Source organism: Streptomyces sp. NBC_01006 (genome assembly GCF_045162725.1).
Lineage (GTDB): Bacteria > Actinomycetota > Actinomycetes > Streptomycetales > Streptomycetaceae > Streptomyces.
This window is the reverse complement of the sequence record NZ_CP108700.1, coordinates 1,111,521-1,130,080: the sequence shown is the minus strand read 5'-3', so window position 1 is coordinate 1,130,080 and position 18,560 is coordinate 1,111,521. Positions and strand designations below refer to the sequence as shown.

Here is an 18,560-nt window from a genome sequence, read left to right as displayed (position 1 = left end):
CCCGCCGGCCCGGGACCGTCGGGATCCCGGGCCGGCGGGCGTTGCCGGCCGGTCAGACCGGGCGGGGCGGCTGGGTCTTCCAGAAGGCGCACTGGTGGTCCGACCCGAACGAGGTACCCGTCCGCGTCGCCGTGGGGCTGAGGGTGAGGACCGTGGCCCCGGACCCGGCCGGCGGCCATGCCGTCTGACCCGGCACCACGGGGGTTCCGTAGCGCGCGAACGCACCCCAGTAGCGCTTCATCCGTGTCGCGAGTTCGACCTGATCCACCGTCAGTGGGCGTTCACCCATGGTGAAGTCGTGCAGGTACGCCAGCTCCGCGCTGTGCGCGTTCGACTCGTCCAGGCCGGGCACCTGCGCCCCGTACAGCGTCGGCGAGTTCGGGTCGTCGAACTCGTAGACGTACGTGGGCACTTGGGCGGCGAACAGCTGCGCCGTCCACGCCGTCTGACACGCGAACGTCGAGTCCGTCATGACCGCCGACAGCGCCAGGTACGGGGACCCGTACGCCGACACCGGATACCGGGCGAGCACCTCCGGCCCCGCCGCCCCGTACCCCGCCAGGACCTGCCCGGTGTACTGCTCCTGCGTCAGGTACGGCTGCGTCAGCGCCACGAACAGGCGCGCCTCGGAGCGGGTGCTCCCGATCATCACCGGCACCTTGTTCCAGTTCCCGCTCCCGATGGCCGCCACCGGATCGACCGGCAGCAGCCCGTCACCGGACGCCGGTCCCGAGGTGGGCACCGTACGGGCCGCCTCGACCAGCGCCGTTCCGGACGCGCCGCGCAGACACGCGGCCAGCGCGGCCGGATCCGTACAGCCCGCGCCCGCGGCGAAGGCCCGGGCCTCGGACTCGGCCCGCGCGCCGTCCGGTGTACCGAGCAGCGTGCACGGCCCGCTCTGCAGCACGGCCCGGTGGAACAGCCCGGCCGCCGACGGCGCCGCGAGCAGCGCGCAGACGGAACCGCTGCCCGCCGACTGACCCGAGACCGTGACGTTCCCGGGGTTCCCGCCGAACGCGGCGATGTTCTCCCGGGTCCAGCGCAGCGCCGCCATCTGGTCCATCAGCCCGAAAGAGCCCGAGTGCCGGTCGTTCTGTCCGGTTATCTCGGGCAGTGCGAGATAACCGAGCTGTCCCAGCCGGTAGTTGATGCTGACGACGACACTGCCCGTGAGATCGGCCATGGTGCGGCCGCCGAACTGGGTCCCCGTGCCCTGGCTGTACGCACCCCCGTGCACCCACACGATCACGGGCAGCCGGGCTCCGGCCCGGGCCGTGCGGGGCCGGTACACGTCGAGGTACAGACAGTCCTCGCTGTCGGCCTGCGGATCGCGCAGCCCGAACGGCGAGAACTGCAGGCATGCCGGGGCCTGTTGGACGGCCTCGCGTACCCCGGTCCAGCGGCGCGGAGCCTGCGGCGGGCGCAGTCGCGCGTCCCCGACCGGGGGAGCGGCGTAGGGGACACCGAGGAACTCCTCGGCGCCGTCGTGGGTCTGCCCGCGCAGCAGGCCCTGCGCGACGGTGGCCTGCGGGCGCGGGGATCCGTCGGACGGAGCCCTCGTGGTCGCCGCGGCGGGGAGCGCCGAGGTGAGCAGGGCCGCCACCGCGCAGGCGGCGGCGAGCAGCGACCGTGCCGCGTTCGTACGCGGCCTGCTCACGGGCGGATCCCCGCGAGCAGGGCCGAAGTGGCGGCGAACTCGGCCGGTCCGGTGTTCCAGTCGGCGTTCATCGGGCTGATGGCGATCTTGCCGGCTTTCACCGCCTCCACGTCACCGCCCTTGGCGGCCGGCTGCGGGCGGAACTGCACGTTCACCTTCCAGGTGCCGTCCCCGGAGTCGGTGAAGTCCGGCTGGAGCGGGGCCTGCGGGTCCTGGAAGGTCGCGGCCACGCCGGCGGCGGTGCCCGTGCCGTCCGCGCCGACGACCGGGTGGTTTACGTTCAGGCCGACGCCCTTGGGCAGCAGCGGTCCGGACTTCGCCCGGGTGCGCAGCCGGTCGATCAGCTTGACCGCGAAGTCCATGGTGGGGCCCATCGCGTTGATCGTGGCGGTCGGGTCGGGGACCGCCAGGCCGCCGGTGCTCAGGGCGATGGCCGGGACTCCGCTTTCGAGGGCGGCCACGGCGCCGCCGACCGTACCGGAGTGGGTGGCGAGACCGGCGACGTTCGGGCCGAAGTTGGTGCCGGAGACCACCAGGTCGGGGGCGTGGCCCTCGAAGACCTCGGAGAGGCCGAAGAGCACGGCGTCACCGGGGGTGCCGTCGACGGCCCACACCTTCGGCTCGGGGTGTTTCACCGCGATGGTGGGGGCGCTCATCATCTTCGTGCCGGTACCGCTCTGGTTGGTGAGCGGGGCGACGATCGTGACGTCGTACCCGGCGGCGGTCAGCCGCTCGAACGCCTTGCGGATGCCGGGCGCGTTGTAGCCGTCGTCGTTCGTGAGCAGGATGCGCAGCGGGGCCGCGGGAGTTGCCGCAGATCGCGCGGGCTCGGGCGCGGTCAGCGGCGAGGCGACCGCGGGGGCCGTACCCGCGAGGGCGGCCGTGCACAGGATGAGCACGGCCGGCGGCAGGACTCGCTTGCGTCTCACAGAGGACTCCTTGAAAAGGGAGGGAAGGAGGCGAAAGTGCGGTGAGGGTGTGGGGTGGGGACCGGCGGGCGCACGACCCTCGGCATGCGCCCGCCGGAGTTCGGGAGCCGGGCCACCGGCAGGTGCGGGAAGCGGCGGCCCGGCAGTGATCAGCGCACGCTGCGGATCGGGAGAATGGCGAGTGCGCCGATCAGCGAGAGGGCTCCGCCGACGAGGAAGAGCGGGGTGTATCCGCCGAGGGCGGTCACGACGGCCGAGGCGACGAAGGGGGCGATGATCTGCGGCCCGGCGTTCGCGATGTTGAGGACGCCCATGTCGCGGGCGGCGTCCTCGGCCCGGGGCAGGACGAGCGTGACGAGCGCGGTGTCGACGGCCATGAAGCAGCCGAACGCGAGCCCGTTGAGCGCGCTGAAGACGAGCATGCCGGTCCAGGTGGGGCTGATCACGGGGACCACCATGACGAGCCCGGCGAGGGCGGCCGAGACGCCGACGAACACCTTGCGGCGGTCCCACCGGTCGGACAGCATCCCGCCCACGACGGTCGAGACGGCCATCGCGATCATCGACACGGGGGTCAGCACCGCCATCGCGGCGGGCGGGGTCAGCCCGGAGGGCAGGCTGATGTGGTCGTCCAGGATGTACAGCTGGTAGCCGACGACGGAGAAGTAGCCGAGGACCATCAGGGCCCGGCCGATGAACGCCCACCGGAAGTCGTGGTTCGCCAACGCGGAGAGGAACGCCGCCAGTTGGGCTTTCTTCGAGACCGCCGCCGGGGCGGGGTCGGTGCGCGGAACGTCCCGGCACAGGGTGGTGAGCAGCAGCGCGGAGGCGGCGACGACAGCGCCGAAGACCAGGTACCCGGTGCGCAGGTGCTCCGCGGTCGCGGAGGCGATCAGCACCCCGACCGTGCCGCCGATCGGCAGGCCCAGCCCGACCAGCGCGGACGCGGTGCCGCGCCGGGCCACGGGCACGCGGTCGGGGACGATCGCGGTGACGGCGGCCTGGTAGACGTTCATGGTCGCCTGTACGAGGCACCAGCCGGTGCCGACGACCAGCGCGGTGGTCGCGTAACCGAGGAAGGCCAGGGCGGCGAGCGCGGCGAAGGCGCCGCCGAGGATCCAGGGGTTGCGACGGCCGCTGCGGTCGGAGAGGGCGCCCGCGATCGGGTTGAAGGCGGTCGCGAAGACCGCGCTGATCCCGCCGATCACACCGAGTACGGCGACCTTGTTCGCGGGGTCGATCTCCGCGATCTGGGTGGGCAGCAGGATCGATCCGACGCCCATGTAGACCGCCAGGAGGGCGGAGTTCGCGACCAGCAGCAGGGGCAGGAGTGCGCGCTGGCGGGGAGGTTCCGGATCCGCCTGGGCGGGCGGGTCGATGAGTTCGTTCTGGGCCATGACGACTCCTCGGGGGACGGAGCGAGAAGGGGGTGCGGAGGTGCGGCGCGGGGGGAGGGGCGCAACCTGCGGCTTCGACGGGTGTGACGGCGCCCGGGGGTGGCCCGGCAGGCGATGACGATTCACGTGAAGTTGTTACACGTGTCACCTTCGGCGCTTGGACACTGTGTAGCACCCAATCCGGAGCCCCGCTAGAGGTTGCGGCCGGGCGGTATGCGGATCGTGATCGATGCGTGGTCGAGGGTGCGAGGACGTGTAACCACCCTCTCAAGGCCACTGAGCAGGGAGATCGTGTCCGGAATTCCTCTTGCGCTTGTGGCGGCGGTCAACAATCCGCAATACTCCGTGCCGCATCGCGACGACTCCCGCCGCCGCTCGTCGGAAGGGTCCGCGGCGGGTCTGCCCGCCCGGTATCCCCGGCGCCCTTGGTTGTCGGCCCCCGGCGTCCCTGACCCCCGGCGTCCCCGGCGTCCCCGGTCCACGGACCCGCCGTCCCCGGTTCACGGACCCGCCGCCCCCGTGACGTCCTCCGCTCGCCCGCCCGTGCCTGCCTGCTCCCCGCGTGCCCCCACCGCCCGGGGAGACCACCGTGAAAGGCCCGTCATGCCACGTCCCTCCGCCGTACCCCCGCCCGCGCACCGCGCGTCCCGGCCCCTGATCCCCGCTCCCCGGCACCACCTCCCGGCGGCCCCGCCCCGCCACGCGGTCGCCGTCGGAGCCGCCCTCCTCCTCGGGTCGCTGCTGATCGGCCTCCTGGCCGCGGTCGCCGAACGCCCCTTCTTCCAGGGGCTCGACGACCGCTGGGCCGCCTCCTTCAACGGCTCGCGAGGTGACGCCCTCACCGGTTTCGCCACCGTTCTCGACCGCCTCGGCGGCCCGATCGGCACGGTCCTGCCGATCGCCCTGATCGGCTGCCTCTGCGTCTACGGGCGCTGGCGGTCGGGGCTGTTCGCCCTCGCCGCCGGCATCGTGGCGAACGTCCTCGTGGTGCTCCCGCTCAAGCAGCTCGTCGACCGTCCCCGACCGCTGCATCCGTGGGTCCTGGTCAACGACGGCTCGTTCCCCTCCGGGCAGGTGTTCACCGCCGTGACGCTGGTGATGGTGGCCGCCGTCCTCGTGTTCCCCCCGCGGGCCCGCCGCTGGTGGTGGCTCTTCGGGGCGCTGTACGTCGTCGCCATGATGGGCAGCCGGACCTGGCTGCACGCCCAGTGGCTCAGCGACACCGTCGCCGGGGCGCTGGCCGGGGCCGGCAGCTGCATGCTGCTGTGGAAGGCGTTCGAACCGCTGCTGCGGATCGAGGCCGAGCGGATGGCGGCCGACAGTCTGTGGCTGTGAGCGGCGCGGGACCTTAGGTATATCGAGAATCATTGACGGTCGTCCAAGATTCGCCATACTCTCGTGATCGGGGCCGGCCTGCGTCCAGCGCACCTCGGCCCCCGGAACGACGAAGGAAGGGCCCCATGGCACACACCGAGCACCGCACTCCGCCGCCCGTGGTCGACCTCCCCGCGGGGCGGCTGCGCGGAGCCGTCGAAGACGGGCTCTCCGTCTTCCGGGCCGTCCCGTACGCCGCACCCCCGGTCGGTGATCTGCGCTGGCGGCCCGCCCGGCCGCACCCCGGCTGGAGCGGTACGCGCGAGGCGAGCGCCGATGGTCCCAGCGCCCCGCAGATGTACATGGAAGGCGGCGACCCGCTCCTCGGCGGTCACGGGTCGCCCCCCTTCGACGAGGACTGCCTCACGCTCAACGTCTGGACGCCTGCGGCCGACGACGCCCGCCGCCCGGTGCTGGTGTGGATCCACGGCGGCGGCTTCGTCTCCGGATCGGGTTCGCTGCCCGGCTACGGCGGCGCGACCTTCGCGCGCGAGGGCGACCTGGTGTTCGTCGGCATCAACTACCGCATCGGGCCGCTCGGTTACTTCTCCCCGGACGAGGACGACGAGGCGGCCAACCCCTGGCTCTCCGACCAGCTCGCCGCCCTGCACTGGGTGCGGGAGAACATCGCCTCCTTCGGCGGCGACCCCGACAACATCACCGTCGCCGGCCAGTCCGGCGGCGCCGTCTCCACCGCCGCCCTCGCCGGGCACCCGCTGGCCGAGGGGCTGATCCGCCGGGTGATCCTGCAGAGCCCGCCCTTCGGGCTGGACCTCCCCGACCCCGACACCTACCGGGAGCGCACCGCCGCCTTCCGGGAGCTGGCCGGCGCCAAGACCGCGCAGGAGCTGCGCGCCCTGCCCTGGCCGGCCCTCATCGGCGCGACCGGCGGCCTGTTCGCCCGCACGATGCGCTGGGGCTACTGGCCGACGCCGTTCCTGCCCGTCGTCGACGGGGTCACCCTCGCGCGCCACCCGGTCGAGGCCCTGCTGCACGGGGCCGCGGCCGGCGTCGACGTCATGATCGGCTGGACCCGCGAGGAGGCCAACTTCGGCTTCGCCCTGGACGAGGGGTACGCCGCCGCCACCAGGGAGCGGGTGACCGACCGGATCGCGGAGACCTTCGGGGCCGAGGCCGCCCCCGGGATCTACGCCGCGTACGAGGCGGCCCGCCCCGGCGCCCGCCCGGCCGACGTCCTCATGGACCTGATCTCGGACGAGCTCTTCCGCGTCCCCTCCGTCGGGCTGGCCGAGGCCCGCGCCGACTCGGAGCACCCCGTCTGGGCCTACCAGTTCGACCTCCAGGCGGCCGCGTACGAGGGCCGGCTCGGCGCCGCGCACTGCCTCGAACTCCCCTTCGTCTTCGACAACTTCGAGCAGTGGTCGCACGCGCCCTTCCTCGCCGGGCTCGCCCCGGCCGTACGCGACGGGCTCGCCCGCACCATGCACCGGGCGTGGATCGCGTTCGTCCGCACCGGCGACCCGAACCACCCCGGCATGCCGCAGTGGCCGCCGTACGACGCCCTGACGCGGACCACGATGCGCTTCGACTCGGCCGTCACCGCCCTCGACGACCTCGCCGGGGCCTCGCGCCGCCTGCACGAAGCCCGGAAGGCGCAATGATCTAACTCGTGTAACCTGGGGGAAGAGACGGTCACGGTCGACCCGAGGGAGCACTGAGGACCATGCCCAGGGAGTCCAAGGCCAGGGAGGAGAGCGGTTCCGCGTCGCCCACGTCGCCCACGTCGCCCGTGTCGATCACCAGCGCGGACGTGGCCCGGCTCGCCGGGGTGTCACGCGCCACCGTGTCGTTCGTGCTGAACGACACCCCCGGCCACCGCGTCAGCGCGAGTACGCGTACCCGTGTGCTCGACGCGGCCCGGCAGCTCGGCTACGTACCGCACGCCGCGGCCCGGTCCCTGCGCGCCGGGCGCAGCAACCTCGTCCTGATGCCCGCCTCGGTCTCCGCGATAGGCCGGCTCGTCAGCGACTGGGTCGACGACCTGCACAGCGAGCTCGACCGGCACGGCTACACGGCCGTCCTGCACGCGGGCCGCTTCGCCGACCCCCTCGACGCGGCCCGCGCCTGGGCCGAGCTGCGCCCGGCCGCCGTCATCGCCCTCGACGGCGACCGCTTCACCGACCAGGCCGCCGAACTGCTGAGCCGCGCCGGAGTGCGCGGCCTGCTCGCGTTCGCCGCCCGCCCGGTGGCGGGCGTCCACACCATCGGCTTCGACCACGCCGACATCGGCGCCGCCGCCGCCGAGCACCTCATCGCCAGGGGCCGGAAGCGGATCGGCGTGGTCCTGCCCCTGGAACGCGGCCTCGGTTCCCTCGCCCGCCCGCGGCTCGCCGGAGCCGAGTCGGTCGCAGCCCGGCACATGGCGACGGTGACCCCGGTGGAGCTCGCGTACACCAGGGAGTCCGCGACCGCCCTCGCCCGGCGCTGGCGGAGCCTGGGTCTGGACGCCGTCTTCGCGTACAACGACGAGTACGCGGCGCTGCTGCTGCACGCCCTCCAGGCCGAGGGCATCGCGGTACCGGACGAGGTCGCGGTCGTCGGCTCCGACGACCTGGTCGTCTCCGCCCTCCAGCAGCCGGCCCTGACCACGGTCCGCCTGGACCTGCCCTCGCCGGCGCGGGTCGCCGACGCCGTGCACGAGCTGATCGAGACGGGGACGACGCCCCCGGTCCCCGCCGTAGAGGCCCTCCTCGTCCACCGCGCCAGCTCCTGAAAGACCCGCTCGACCGCCGCCCCCCGACGGCGGTCGCTCTCCGGGCCTATCGGGTCTGCGCGGGGGCCGATCGGGCCCGTCCGCCCTGCTCCCGGGCGAGGGCGGGGGAGAAGGCCCACCACGCCAGCAGCGCGGCCCCGGCGCCGGCCGCCGCTCCCGCCACCGTGTCGCTGAGCCAGTGGGCGTGCAGCCAGGTGCGGCTCCACATCATGGCCACCGTGAACACCGCGCCGCCGGCCCACCAGGCCCGCCGCCGGGCGGCCGGGACCAGCAGGACGCCGACCAGGACGACGAGCAGGGCAGCCCCCGCCGCATGGCCCGACGGGAACGAGCCGTGGTCGACGCGGACCATCGGGTTCGCCGGGCGCGGGCGGTCCACCAGGTGCTTGAGCACCTGCACCACCGCCATGTTGCCCGCGAGGTAGACGCCGAGCAGGAAGCCCGCCGAGACCCAGCGCCTGCGTACGAGCAGGAAGACCAGGAGTGCGAGCGGTACGACGACGCCCAGCGGGCCGCCGAACCAGTCGAGGACGGCCGCGACGGCCGCGGGCAGCCCCTCGTGCGGGCCGCCCATCCACTCCAGCCACCGCTCGTCCGCGCCCTGGAACGGCGGGTTCGCGACGTCCGTGCGGACGGTGAGGGCCAGCGCTGCGGCAAAGCCGAGCAGTAGCACGGCCAGGAGCAGGATGCCGGGGCGACGGTGCAGGTCCGCCGCCTCCGGTCCGGCCGCGGCGGCGCGCGGCGGAGTGAGTGTGTGCCGGGACATGACTGCCTTTCGACGTACGCGTGGGGGCGCGGCCGGGCCGCGCCCCCACGATGGGACTGGTCTCCACGAAAGACGCGGTCTGGGTCAGGCCCCCGCGCCCAGGTGGCGGGCCAGGAACGCCACGCTCTGCGCGACGATCGCCGGGATGTCGTCGGAGCCGAGGAAGATGTGGTCGGCGTCCGCCACGGGCTGCAGCGTCACCTCACCGCTCGCGCCCGTCAGCGCCTCGGCGAGGGCCTCGCTCTGGCTGTACGGGACGAGCCCGTCCGCGGTCCCGTGCACCAGCAGGAACGGCGGCGGGTTCGAGCCGGGGACGGCGTACGTGACCGGGCTCGCGGCCCGGGCCGGCTCCGCCTGCTCGGCCGCGGGAACGCCCAGCAGGGCGTCGTACGGGTTGGGGAACTCGGCGCCGGTCGGCATCGGCAGCGGGTGGTCGGCCAGGGCGACCAGGTCGTGGACCCCGTACCAGTCGACGACGGCCAGGACGGCGGTCTCGCCGGAGCCGACGCCGTGGGAGCCCTCCAGCGCCGCCAGGGTCTCGGTGTCCGTGCTGCCGGGGCGGACGAGGCCGGCGAGCGCGGCCAGGTGGCCGCCGGCCGACTCGCCCCAGACGCCGATCCGGTCCGGGTCGAGGCCGAGGGCCGGGGCGAACTGCCGCACGTAGCGGATCGCGGCCTTGACGTCGTGCAGCTGGGCCGGGAAGGGGGCTTCGAGGCTGTGCCGGTAGTCGACGGAGACGAGCGCGAGCCCGGCGCCCAGGACCGCGCCGTGCAGCAGGGCGGCGGGCACGGTCGGCGGCGGGTAGCGGCGGTCGCCGTCCAGCCAGCCGCCGCCGTGTATCCAGACGACCGCCGGGAAGGGGCCCTCGCCCGCCGGGAGCTGTACGTCGAGGAGGCGGGGGCGGTAGCCGGGGGTGGTCGCGTACGTGATCCCGTCGAAGCGGCGTACGCCGTCCGCGCCGGTCACGGCCGCGACGGGCCGCTGGTACGGCGGGGGCGGCCAGGTCATGTCGGCGATGTCGAACTCGGCAGGGGGAGATTGCGTCATTGAGCTCTTCCCAATTCGGTGTGCGGCCTCGGCGGCCGGCGGGTCCGGTGCGGGCGGCCCGGGCTTCGTAACGTTTTGTCCGAAATGCTTGCGCGGGCACCGGGGGAGGCTTAGCGTGTTACACGTGTAATCACAACTCTAGCGACGCGTTTCCGCTGACCACAAGCCCACGGGGCATCTGAGTTCCCGGGTAGTTACACGAGACACGCACAACGGCGTCGCCTTCCCCCTCCGGGAGCACGACATGCTCACCACCGCCACCCTCCCCGCCGAAGCGGGTGCCGCAGGCGCCGCCACACGCACCGCCGCATGCACCGCGGCCGTCGGCGCCCCGGTTTCGCCCCGCCTCCGCATCCGGGGCTCCGCCCACTGGGTGGCCGTGCCCGCCCCGGCCGCCGTCCCGCTGCTGCGAACCCGGGTCCGGGCCGCCCTGGAGGGCTGGCCGGTCTCCGCCGAGGTGGCGGACGTCCTGCTGCTGGCCGTGAGCGAGCTCGCCGGCAACGTCGTCCAGCACGCCGCCGCGGGGGGCCGGATGCGGGTCGGGCTGACCTTCTACGGGGGGCGGCTGCGGTTGGAGGTCGTCGATCAGGAGGTCCGGCCGCCCCGGCTGCCCCACCCCGCCGAAGAGGTGGACCCGTACGCCGAAAGTGGCCGCGGACTGCTGATCGTCCAGCTGCTCGTGGCCGAGGCGGGCGGCGAACTCTCCGTCATGGCGGGCGAGTTCGGTACGTCCGTGCGGGTGTGCCTGCCGGCCGCCTGAACCCGCCTACGGGCGTCCGGCGGGCGTCCGGGGTCGGCCCGGAGGTGTCCCGGATGCGCCCCGGGGGCCGCTCGGCGTTCATCAAAATATCGAGCAATGTTGACGGACGCAAAATTATCGAGATAACTTCCATGCATCTCCCCCGCTGCTCCCTGATTGAGGTGCCGCCCCATGGAGCTCTCCCCTTCCGCCCACGCCGACTCCTTCTGCAGAGACCGGCTGCCGGCCTTCCCCCTCTGGCCCGAACTCCACTTCGACCTACCCGAACTGGACTACCCGGACCGCCTCAACTGCGCCGCACGCCTGCTCGACGAAGCCGTCGAACGCTGGGGCCCCGACCGCCCGTGCCTCCTCACCCCGACCGAGCGCTGGACGTACGGCGAGCTCCAGCAGCGCGCCAACCAGGTCGCGCAGGTGCTCACCGAGGACTTCGGCCTCGTACCCGGCAACCGCGTCCTGCTGCGCGCCCCCAACAACCCCTGGCTCGTGGCCGCCTGGTTCGGCGTCCTCAAGGCGGGCGGCGTCGCCGTCACGACGATGCCGCTGCTGCGCGCCGCCGAACTCGCCGAGCTCTGCGAGATCAGCCGCCCCACCGTCGCCCTCTGCGACCACCGCTACGTCGACGAGCTCGCCACCGCCGCCGCTGCCGTCCAGGACCCCGCCGGCCTGCCGGTTCTCGCGTACGGCGGCCCCGGAGTCATGGACCTGACCGCGCGCTGCGCGGCCAAGAGCGGAGTGTTCGCCACCGTCCCCACCGCTGCGGACGACGTGGCGCTGATCGCCTTCACCTCCGGTACGACCGGGCGGCCCAAGGCGACACTGCACTTCCACCGCGACGTCCTCGCCAACGCGGACACGTTCTCGCGGCACGTGCTGAGGCCCCGCCCCGGCGACGTCTTCACGGGTACGCCGCCGCTCGCCTTCACGTTCGGGCTCGGCGGGCTCGTGGTCTTCCCGCTGCACGTCGGGGCTGCGACCCTGCTGATCGAGCAGGCGACCCCCGAGCAGCTGGCCGACCTGGTCGCCGAGCACGGCGTGACCGTCCTGTTCACCGCGCCCACCGCCTACCGCGCGATCATGGCGGCCGGCGCGGTGGGCCGACTGGCCGGGCTGCGCCGCTGCGTGTCCGCCGGGGAGGCGCTGCCCGCCGCCGTGTGGGAGGAGTTCCACGCCGCCACCGGGCTGCGCATCATCGACGGCATCGGCGCCACCGAGATGCTGCACGTCTTCATCTCCGCGGCCGACGAGGACATCCGGCCCGGCGCCACGGGCCGTCCCGTGCCCGGGTTCCGCGCCGCGGTGGTGGACCAGTACGGGGACCCCGTCCCCGACGGCCAGCCCGGCCTGCTGGCGGTCACCGGTCCCACCGGCTGCCGCTACCTCGCCGATCCGCGCCAGACGGCGTACGTCAGGAACGGCTGGAACATCACCGGCGACACCTACATCCGGGATGCGGACGGCTACTACTGGTACGTCGCCCGCAGCGACGACATGATCGTCTCCTCGGGCTACAACATCGCGGGCCCGGAGGTCGAGAAGGCCCTCGCCGCCCACCCGTACGTCGAGGAGTGCGGGGTCGTCGGCGCGCCCGACGAGCGGCGCGGGATGCTGGTCAAGGCGTACGTCGTGCTCGGCGCCGGGGTCCCGGCGGACGAGGCGACGGCCCGGGAGCTCCAGACCCACGTCAAGGGGGCCATCGCCCCCTACAAGTACCCCCGCGCCGTGGAGTTCGTCCCACGGCTCCCGCGTACCGGCAACGGGAAGCTCCAGCGCGGCGAACTGCGCGAGTGGGCCCGGACCTCCGCTCCGGCACCGGTTCAGCCGGTCCCGGCGCAGCCGCAACCCGTCGAAGCACCCGTCGAAGTGCCGGTCGAGGCCGATGCCGGCTGCGCCGCCGGCTGCCCCGAGGCCCTCGTCCCACACCTCCCCAGCGTGGTCATCGAGCGCCGTGTCGAATGGCCCGACACGGACGCCGCCGGCCACTACCACCACTCCACCGTCGTGCGCTGGGTCGAAGCGGCCGAGGCCGTACTGCTGCGCCGCCTGGGCCTCGCGCACCTCTTCGGCAGCACCCCGCGCGTCCACTTCGAGGCCGACTACCGCGCCCGCCTCTGGTTCGGCGAGGCCGTGCGGATCGAGCTGAGCGTCGCCAAGGTCGGCTCCAGCTCCCTGACGTACGTGTTCACGGTCCAGGGCGAGGAGGGCGTCGAAGCCGCCACCGGGCGGATGGTCATCGCCCACTCCGCCGCCCGCGCGACCGGGACCACCCCCTGGCCCGCCGACGTACGCGAGGTGCTGACGAAATCGGGCCCGCAGGCGCCCGAGCTCCTCACCCTCCCCGCGAGAGATGTCGAGCATTGTTGACGGTCGCTAAATCTACGACATATGTTGTTCCGGAACCACGAGGAGGTACGCCGTGCGCGTAGCAGTCATCGGAGGAGGGCCCGGCGGGCTGTACTTCGCAGCCCTGGCCAAGCAGCTCTCCCCCCACTGGGACGTCACCGTCTGGGAGCGGGGCGCCCCCGACGACACGTTCGGCTTCGGGGTCGTCTTCTCCGACGAGACCCTCGACGGCATCGCGCAGGCCGATCCCGAGATCTACGCGGCCATGTCGGCGGAGTTCGCCCGCTGGAGCGACATCGACGTCACCTACCGGAGCCGGACCCTCACCTCCGGCGGCCACGGCTTCGCCGCCCTCGGCCGCCGGCAGCTGCTGCGGATCCTCCAGGAGCGCTGCGCCGCGCTCGCCGTGGACGTCCGCTACCGCACGCAGTCCCCGCCCGCCTCCGAGCTGGCGGCCTCGTACGACCTCGTCGTCGCCTGCGACGGCGTACGGTCCGCCACCCGCGCCGCCTACGCGGACACCTTCGGGCCCGACCTGGACGAACGCTCCGGCCGCTACATGTGGCTCGGCACGGACAAGGTTTTCGAAGCCTTCACCTTCCTCGTCGAGGAGCGGGAGTTCGGCACCCTCCAGGTGCACGCCTACCCCTACGACGACACCCGCTCCACCTTCATCGTGGAGATGGACGAGGCCGCCTGGCGGCGCGCCGGTTTCGCGCAGTTCGCGGACCGCGACCACCCGCCCGGCACCAGCGACCTCGACAGCATCGCCCGCTGCGAGGAGCTGCTCGCCGATCACCTCGACGGGCACCGGCTCCTCCCCAACAACTCCAAGTGGCTGCGCTTCACCACCGTGCGCAACCGGACCTGGCGCCACGAGAACGTGGTCCTGCTCGGGGACGCCGCCCACACCGCCCACTTCTCCATCGGCTCCGGCACCAAGCTGGCCATGGAGGACGCCCTCGCCCTGGCCGCCTGCCTGCACGAGCACCCCGACGTGCCGGGCGCGCTCGCCGCGTACGAGGACGAGCGCCGCCCGGTGGTGGAATCCACCCAGCGCGCCGCCCAGGCCAGCCTCGAATGGTTCGAGAACATCGACCGCTACGTGGACCAGGAGCCGCCGCAGTTCGCCTTCAACCTGCTGACCCGCAGTCGCCGCGTCACCTACGACAACCTGCGGGTGCGCGACGAGGAGTTCACGACCGCCGTCAACTCCTCCGCTCCCGTGCCGCCGATGTTCACGCCCTTCCCCCTGGGCGGACTGCTCCTGCGCAACCGGGTCGTGGTGCCGTCCACCGCCCTCGGTACGGCGAAGGACGGCATCCCGGGCGACTTCGACCTCGTCCACCTGAGCACTCAAGCCCTCGGCGGCTCCGGGCTGGTCCTCGCCGGGAGGACCGCGGTCAGCGCAGAAGGCCGGACCACCCCCGTCTGCCCCGGCCTCTACACCGACGAACAGGAGGCGGCCTGGCGGCGGATCACCGACTTCGTCCACGGCCAGTCCGACACCTGCCTCGGCGTCCAGCTCACCCATGCCGGCCGCCGCGCCGCCGCCGGCGACGCCCCGCCGATCGCCGCCTCGGCCGTCGCCTGGGACGAGCGGAGCCCCGTCCCGCGGGAGGCCACCGCGGCCGATATGGACCTCGTCGTACGGGACTTCGTCCGCGCGGCCCGGCGCGCCGACCGGGCCGGCTTCGACGTACTGGAACTCCAGTACGGGCACGGGCAGCTGCTCTCCGGATTCCTCTCGCCGCTGACCAACCTGCGCACCGACGAGTACGGCGGCACCCTCGCCGGGCGGCTGCGCTTCCCGCTCGAAGTGCTGCGCGCGGTACGGGAGGTGTGGCCCGCCGGCAAGGCGCTGCTCGTGCGGATATCCGCCGCCGACTGGGCCGAGGGGGGCATCAGCGAGGCCGACGCCGTCGCCGTCGCCCGGGCCCTCGCCGAGGCGGGGGCCGACGGGATCGACGTCTCCACCGGCGAGGTCGTCGCCCACGAGCGGCCCCGCTACGGCCGCAGCTACCAGACCCCGTACGCCGACCTGATCCGCAACGCCACCGGGGTGCCCACCATCGCCGTCGGCGCGATCTCCACGTACGACGACGTGAACTCGATCATCCTGGCCGGCCGGGCCGACCTCTGCGGGGTGGGCCGCGCCCAGCTCCACGACCCGCTCTGGACCCTGCACGCCGCGGCCGCGCAGGGCTACCGCGGGCTGGCCGCGCCCTGGGCGCCCGGCTGGCAGGCGGGCAGCGGCAGACCGCCCGCCGCCCGGACCGACCGGGTCCCGCCGCGCCTGGAACTGCTGCGGCAGCCCGCCGCGCCGGTGCACCAGCGCTGGCTCCCGCGCCTCGCCGCCACCGCGCCGGCCAATTGAGGAGACCCCGATGGAGACCCTGCCCCCGAACGGGCCGCCCCCGAACGGCCAGTTTCCGAGCGGCGCGACCCAGAGCCGCCCGCCCCTGCCCCTGAGCCACCTGCCCCGCTTCACGGCGGCGGCCGTCCAGGCCTCGCCCGTCTACCTCGACCCCGCCGCCACCGTCGACAAGGCCGTCGCGCTCATCGCGGAGGCGGCCGCGAACGGCGCCGAACTCGTCGTCTTCCCCGAGGTGTTCGTCCCCGGATACCCCTACTGGAACTGGACGATGAACCCCGTCCAGGGCTCGCCCTGGTTCGAGCGCCTCCAGCGCGCCTCGGTCGACGTCCCCGGCCCGTACGTGGACGCCCTGCGCGCGGCGGCCCGCCAGTACGGGGTCGTCCTCGTCATCGGCGTCAACGAGCGCGCCGCGCACAGCCTCGGCGTCCTCTACAACACGCTGCTCACCATCGGATCCGACGGCGGGCTCCTCGGCGTGCACCGCAAACTGGTGCCCACCTGGGCCGAGAAGCTCACCTGGACCGGCGGCGACGGCAGCTCCCTGCGCGTCCACTCCACCCCCGTCGGCCCGCTCGGCGCCCTCGCCTGCGGCGAGAACACCAACACGCTGGCCCGGTTCACCCTCCTCGCGCAGGGCGAACTCGTCCACGCCTCCTGCTATATCGCCCTGCCCGTGGCCCCGGCCGACTACGACATGGCCGACGCCATCGCCGTGCGCACCGCCGCCCACAGCTTCGAGGGCAAGGTCTTCTCCGTCGTCGCCTGCTCCACCATCTCCCCGGAGATCGTGGACCTGCTCGCCGGGGACGACGAGGAGCTGCGCGCCCTGTTCCAGCGGCCCCGCAGCGCCCTGTCCGGGATCTTCGGCCCCGACGGCCGCCCGGTCACCGAACCGCTCGTCGACGACGAGGGCATCGTCTACGGCGAGATCGACCTCGGCCGGTGCATCCAGCCCAAGCAGATGCACGACATCACCGGCCACTACAACCGCTTCGACATCTTCCGCCTCGAAGTCGACAACCGCCCGCGCCTGCCGGTGACCTTCACCGCGCCGCCCGCCGGCCCCCGGATCACCACGCCTGAGGAGGACGTATGACCATCGAGCAGGACGACACCATGCTCGGCCGCGCCCGGGTCTTCGACACCCCCGAGCTCACCGCCTACTACGGCGAGCTCGAAGCCCTGGACGCCGGCGCCCTGTGGACCGTCGCCAACGACATCGAACCCTGGTACCCGCAGCCCAAGTCCGCTCCCGTGCTGTGGCGCTACGAGGAGCTGCGGCCCCTCGTCCACAAGGCCCTCGGCCTGGTCAAGGCCGACGACGCGGGCCGCCGCGTCGTGATGCTCGTCAACCCCGGCCGCAAGGACGTCAGTGCCGCCGCCGGCCTCCTCTACACCGGGCTCCAGATCATGGGCCCCGGCGAGGCCATGACCGCCCACCGCCACCAGGCCGCCGCCCTGCGCTTCGTCCACGAGGGCACCGGCGCCTGGACGATCGTCGACGGCCAGAAGCTGAAGGTCGGCCCGCGCGATTTCGCGATCACCCCCAACGGCACCTGGCACGAGCACGGCAACGACGGCGAGGAGGGGCCGGTCATCTGGCAGGACGGCCTCGACATCCCGCTCGTCAACGCCCTGGACGCCGGGTTCTACGAGGTCCACCCCGAGCTCCACCAGACGCCCGGCAAGGTGGTCAACTCCTCCGTGCTCCAGTACGCCGCGAACCTGCTCCCGTACGGCTCGGAGCGCTGGAGCCGGCCCTACTCGCCGCTGCTCGCCTACCCCTGGGAGCCGACGTACGAGGCCCTGCTCGGCCTCGCCAGGGCGAGCGAGGGCTCCCCGTACGACGGGGTCATCGCCGAGTACACCAACCCGGTCACGGGCGGCCCGGTGATGCCCACCATGGGCGCCCACATGCAGCTGCTGCGCCCCGGGCAGGCCACCCGCGCCCACCGGCACACCGGCTCGGTGATCTACACGGCCGCCAAGGGGCACGGGGTCTCGGTCATCGCCGGACAGCGCTTCGAATGGCGCCAGGGCGACATCTTCTGCGTCCCGTCCTGGGCCTGGCACGAGCACCACAACCTGGACCCTTCCGAGGACGCCTGCCTGTTCTCCTTCAACGACTTCCCGGTCATGCGCTCGCTCGGCTTCCACCGCGAAGAGGCGTACCCGGACAACGACGGCCACCAGCCGATGCCCGCCGCCGCCCCGACCGCTGCCGCCGCCCCGACCGCCACCGCCTGACCCCAGGAGCCCCACCATGCGTCTGCTCACCTTCACCACCGGCGATGCCGCCCCGCGCCTCGGCGCCGAGGTCGACGGCCTCGTCCTCGACCTCGGGGTCCTGGCCGACCGCGCCGGCGTGGACCTCCCGCGCGATCTGCTCTCCTTCGTCCAGGCGGGCCCCGCCGCCCAGGAGGCCGCCCGGCGCCTGATCGACGCCGACCCCGCCGCCCGCCCGGCCGGGGCCGTGCACCGGCTCGAAGAGGTCACGCCGGCCGCCCCGCTGCGCCCCGGCAAGATCATCGGTGTCGGCCTCAACTACGTCGAGCACGTCGAGGAGTCCAGCCGCAGCCTGGACACCGACAAGGAACTCCCGCCCCGCCCCGTCCTGTTCAGCAAGCCCGCCACCGCCGTCACCGGCCCCGGCGCGCCGATCCTGCACAACGGCGACCTCACCCAGCAGCTCGACTGGGAGTGCGAACTGGCCGTCGTCATCGGCCGTACCGCGTTCCGGGTGGGCGAGGAGGACGCGTACGAGCACGTCTTCGGCTACAGCATCGTCAACGACATCAGCGCCCGCGACCAGCGCCGCTCCGGCCAGTGGTTCTTCTCCAAGGGCCAGGACTCGTACGCGCCCTTCGGCCCGGTGGTGGTCACGGCGGACGAGATCCCCGACCCGATGGCCCTCGACCTCTCGCTGCGCGTCAACGGCGTCACCAAGCAGAAGTCGAACACCCGGCACATGCTGTTCCCGATCGCCCGCCTCATCGCCGACATCAGCTCCGGCGTGACCCTGGAGCCCGGCGACGTCATCGCGACGGGATCGCCGTCCGGGGTCGGCGCGGGCATGGTGCCGCCGGAGTTCCTGGTTCCGGGTGACAGGGTGGAGGCGACCGTCGAGCGCATCGGCACCCTGGCCAACCCCGTCGTCGACGCCCGCTGACCGCCGC

14 protein-coding genes and 1 pseudogene are annotated in these 18,560 nt (G+C 73.4%); 10 read left to right on the top strand and 5 right to left on the bottom strand.

The genetic code is table 11. The features are described from left to right. Positions 1-52: 52 nt before the first annotated feature. The 3 genes from OG509_RS05030 to OG509_RS05020 form a co-directional block, all read right to left on the bottom strand. A complete protein-coding gene (locus tag OG509_RS05030; RefSeq protein WP_406180450.1) occupies positions 53-1,657 on the bottom strand; it encodes a carboxylesterase/lipase family protein in 1,605 nt (534 codons plus the stop codon). Further along, positions 1,654-2,586, bottom strand: a complete 933-nt coding sequence (gene surE, locus OG509_RS05025) for a 5'/3'-nucleotidase SurE (protein WP_406180448.1) — start codon at positions 2,584-2,586, stop codon at positions 1,654-1,656. Before surE ends, OG509_RS05030 begins: the two co-directional genes overlap by 4 nt. A 149-nt stretch (positions 2,587-2,735) precedes the next feature. Beyond that, a complete protein-coding gene (locus OG509_RS05020) occupies positions 2,736-3,983 on the bottom strand; it encodes an MFS transporter (protein ID WP_406180446.1) in 1,248 nt (415 codons plus the stop codon). A gap of 603 nt (positions 3,984-4,586) precedes the next feature. Between OG509_RS05020 and OG509_RS05015 the strand changes: the two genes are divergently transcribed. The 3 genes from OG509_RS05015 to OG509_RS05005 all read left to right on the top strand — a co-directional run bounded on the left by OG509_RS05015 (position 4,587) and on the right by OG509_RS05005 (position 8,091). After that, entirely contained in the window at positions 4,587-5,318 is a 732-nt protein-coding gene (locus OG509_RS05015) for a phosphatase PAP2 family protein (RefSeq protein WP_406180444.1), read from the top strand. 125 nt (positions 5,319-5,443) lie between these two features. After that, positions 5,444-6,979, top strand: coding sequence for a carboxylesterase/lipase family protein (locus tag OG509_RS05010; protein ID WP_406180443.1), 1,536 nt, complete (start codon positions 5,444-5,446; stop codon positions 6,977-6,979). Positions 6,980-7,041: 62 nt separating this feature from the next. Beyond that, positions 7,042-8,091: a LacI family DNA-binding transcriptional regulator gene (locus tag OG509_RS05005; protein WP_406180441.1), complete on the top strand. Its 1,050-nt coding sequence runs from the start codon at positions 7,042-7,044 to the stop codon at positions 8,089-8,091. Positions 8,092-8,137: 46 nt separating this feature from the next. On the opposite strand, the gene OG509_RS05000 is transcribed toward OG509_RS05005, so the two are convergent. Both OG509_RS05000 and OG509_RS04995 read right to left on the bottom strand, forming a co-directional pair. After that, a complete protein-coding gene (locus OG509_RS05000; RefSeq protein ID WP_406180439.1) occupies positions 8,138-8,857 on the bottom strand; it encodes a phosphatase PAP2 family protein in 720 nt (239 codons plus the stop codon). Between the two features lie 84 nt (positions 8,858-8,941). Beyond that, positions 8,942-9,904, bottom strand: a complete 963-nt coding sequence (locus tag OG509_RS04995; RefSeq protein WP_406180437.1) for an alpha/beta hydrolase fold domain-containing protein — start codon at positions 9,902-9,904, stop codon at positions 8,942-8,944. 244 nt (positions 9,905-10,148) lie between these two features. Here OG509_RS04995 and OG509_RS04990 point away from each other — a divergent pair, with 244 nt between their 5' ends. The 7 genes and pseudogenes from OG509_RS04990 (at position 10,149) to OG509_RS04960 (ending at position 18,553) form a co-directional block, all read left to right on the top strand. Further along, positions 10,149-10,664: an ATP-binding protein gene (locus OG509_RS04990; RefSeq protein WP_406180435.1), complete on the top strand. Its 516-nt coding sequence runs from the start codon at positions 10,149-10,151 to the stop codon at positions 10,662-10,664. 171 nt (positions 10,665-10,835) lie between these two features. Further along, positions 10,836-12,473, top strand: a pseudogene (locus OG509_RS04985) (AMP-binding protein); the annotation flags it as partial. A gap of 54 nt (positions 12,474-12,527) precedes the next feature. Continuing rightward, positions 12,528-13,028: an acyl-CoA thioesterase gene (locus OG509_RS04980; protein ID WP_406187470.1), complete on the top strand. Its 501-nt coding sequence runs from the start codon at positions 12,528-12,530 to the stop codon at positions 13,026-13,028. A 52-nt stretch (positions 13,029-13,080) separates the two neighbouring features. Next, the gene (locus OG509_RS04975) at positions 13,081-15,384 is read left to right on the top strand and encodes an FAD-dependent monooxygenase (RefSeq protein WP_406180433.1); all 2,304 of its coding nucleotides are present in this window, start codon (positions 13,081-13,083) and stop codon (positions 15,382-15,384) included. Between the two features lie 10 nt (positions 15,385-15,394). After that, on the top strand, positions 15,395-16,480 hold the full coding sequence (locus OG509_RS04970) for a carbon-nitrogen hydrolase family protein (RefSeq protein ID WP_406180431.1): 1,086 nt from the start codon (positions 15,395-15,397) through the stop codon (positions 16,478-16,480). Then, on the top strand, positions 16,477-17,631 hold the full coding sequence (locus tag OG509_RS04965; protein ID WP_406180429.1) for a cupin domain-containing protein: 1,155 nt from the start codon (positions 16,477-16,479) through the stop codon (positions 17,629-17,631). The genes OG509_RS04970 and OG509_RS04965 overlap by 4 nt, the downstream gene beginning before the upstream one ends. A gap of 16 nt (positions 17,632-17,647) precedes the next feature. Then, positions 17,648-18,553: a fumarylacetoacetate hydrolase family protein gene (locus OG509_RS04960; RefSeq protein WP_406180427.1), complete on the top strand. Its 906-nt coding sequence runs from the start codon at positions 17,648-17,650 to the stop codon at positions 18,551-18,553. Positions 18,554-18,560 lie beyond the last annotated feature (7 nt).

What these genes read in the sequence shown, in the direction of transcription:
- OG509_RS05000 (WP_406180439.1), bottom strand. Translation starts at nt 8,857, where the DNA reads ATGTCCCGGCACACACTCACTCCGCCGCGCGCCGCCGCGGCCGGACCG.
- OG509_RS04960 (WP_406180427.1), top strand. Translation starts at nt 17,648, where the DNA reads ATGCGTCTGCTCACCTTCACCACCGGCGATGCCGCCCCGCGCCTCGGC.
- OG509_RS04965 (WP_406180429.1), top strand. Translation starts at nt 16,477, where the DNA reads ATGACCATCGAGCAGGACGACACCATGCTCGGCCGCGCCCGGGTCTTC.
- OG509_RS04990 (WP_406180435.1), top strand. Translation starts at nt 10,149, where the DNA reads ATGCTCACCACCGCCACCCTCCCCGCCGAAGCGGGTGCCGCAGGCGCC.
- OG509_RS05015 (WP_406180444.1), top strand. Translation starts at nt 4,587, where the DNA reads ATGCCACGTCCCTCCGCCGTACCCCCGCCCGCGCACCGCGCGTCCCGG.
- OG509_RS04970 (WP_406180431.1), top strand. Translation starts at nt 15,395, where the DNA reads ATGGAGACCCTGCCCCCGAACGGGCCGCCCCCGAACGGCCAGTTTCCG.
- OG509_RS05010 (WP_406180443.1), top strand. Translation starts at nt 5,444, where the DNA reads ATGGCACACACCGAGCACCGCACTCCGCCGCCCGTGGTCGACCTCCCC.
- OG509_RS05020 (WP_406180446.1), bottom strand. Translation starts at nt 3,983, where the DNA reads ATGGCCCAGAACGAACTCATCGACCCGCCCGCCCAGGCGGATCCGGAA.
- OG509_RS05005 (WP_406180441.1), top strand. Translation starts at nt 7,042, where the DNA reads ATGCCCAGGGAGTCCAAGGCCAGGGAGGAGAGCGGTTCCGCGTCGCCC.
- OG509_RS04995 (WP_406180437.1), bottom strand. Translation starts at nt 9,904, where the DNA reads ATGACGCAATCTCCCCCTGCCGAGTTCGACATCGCCGACATGACCTGG.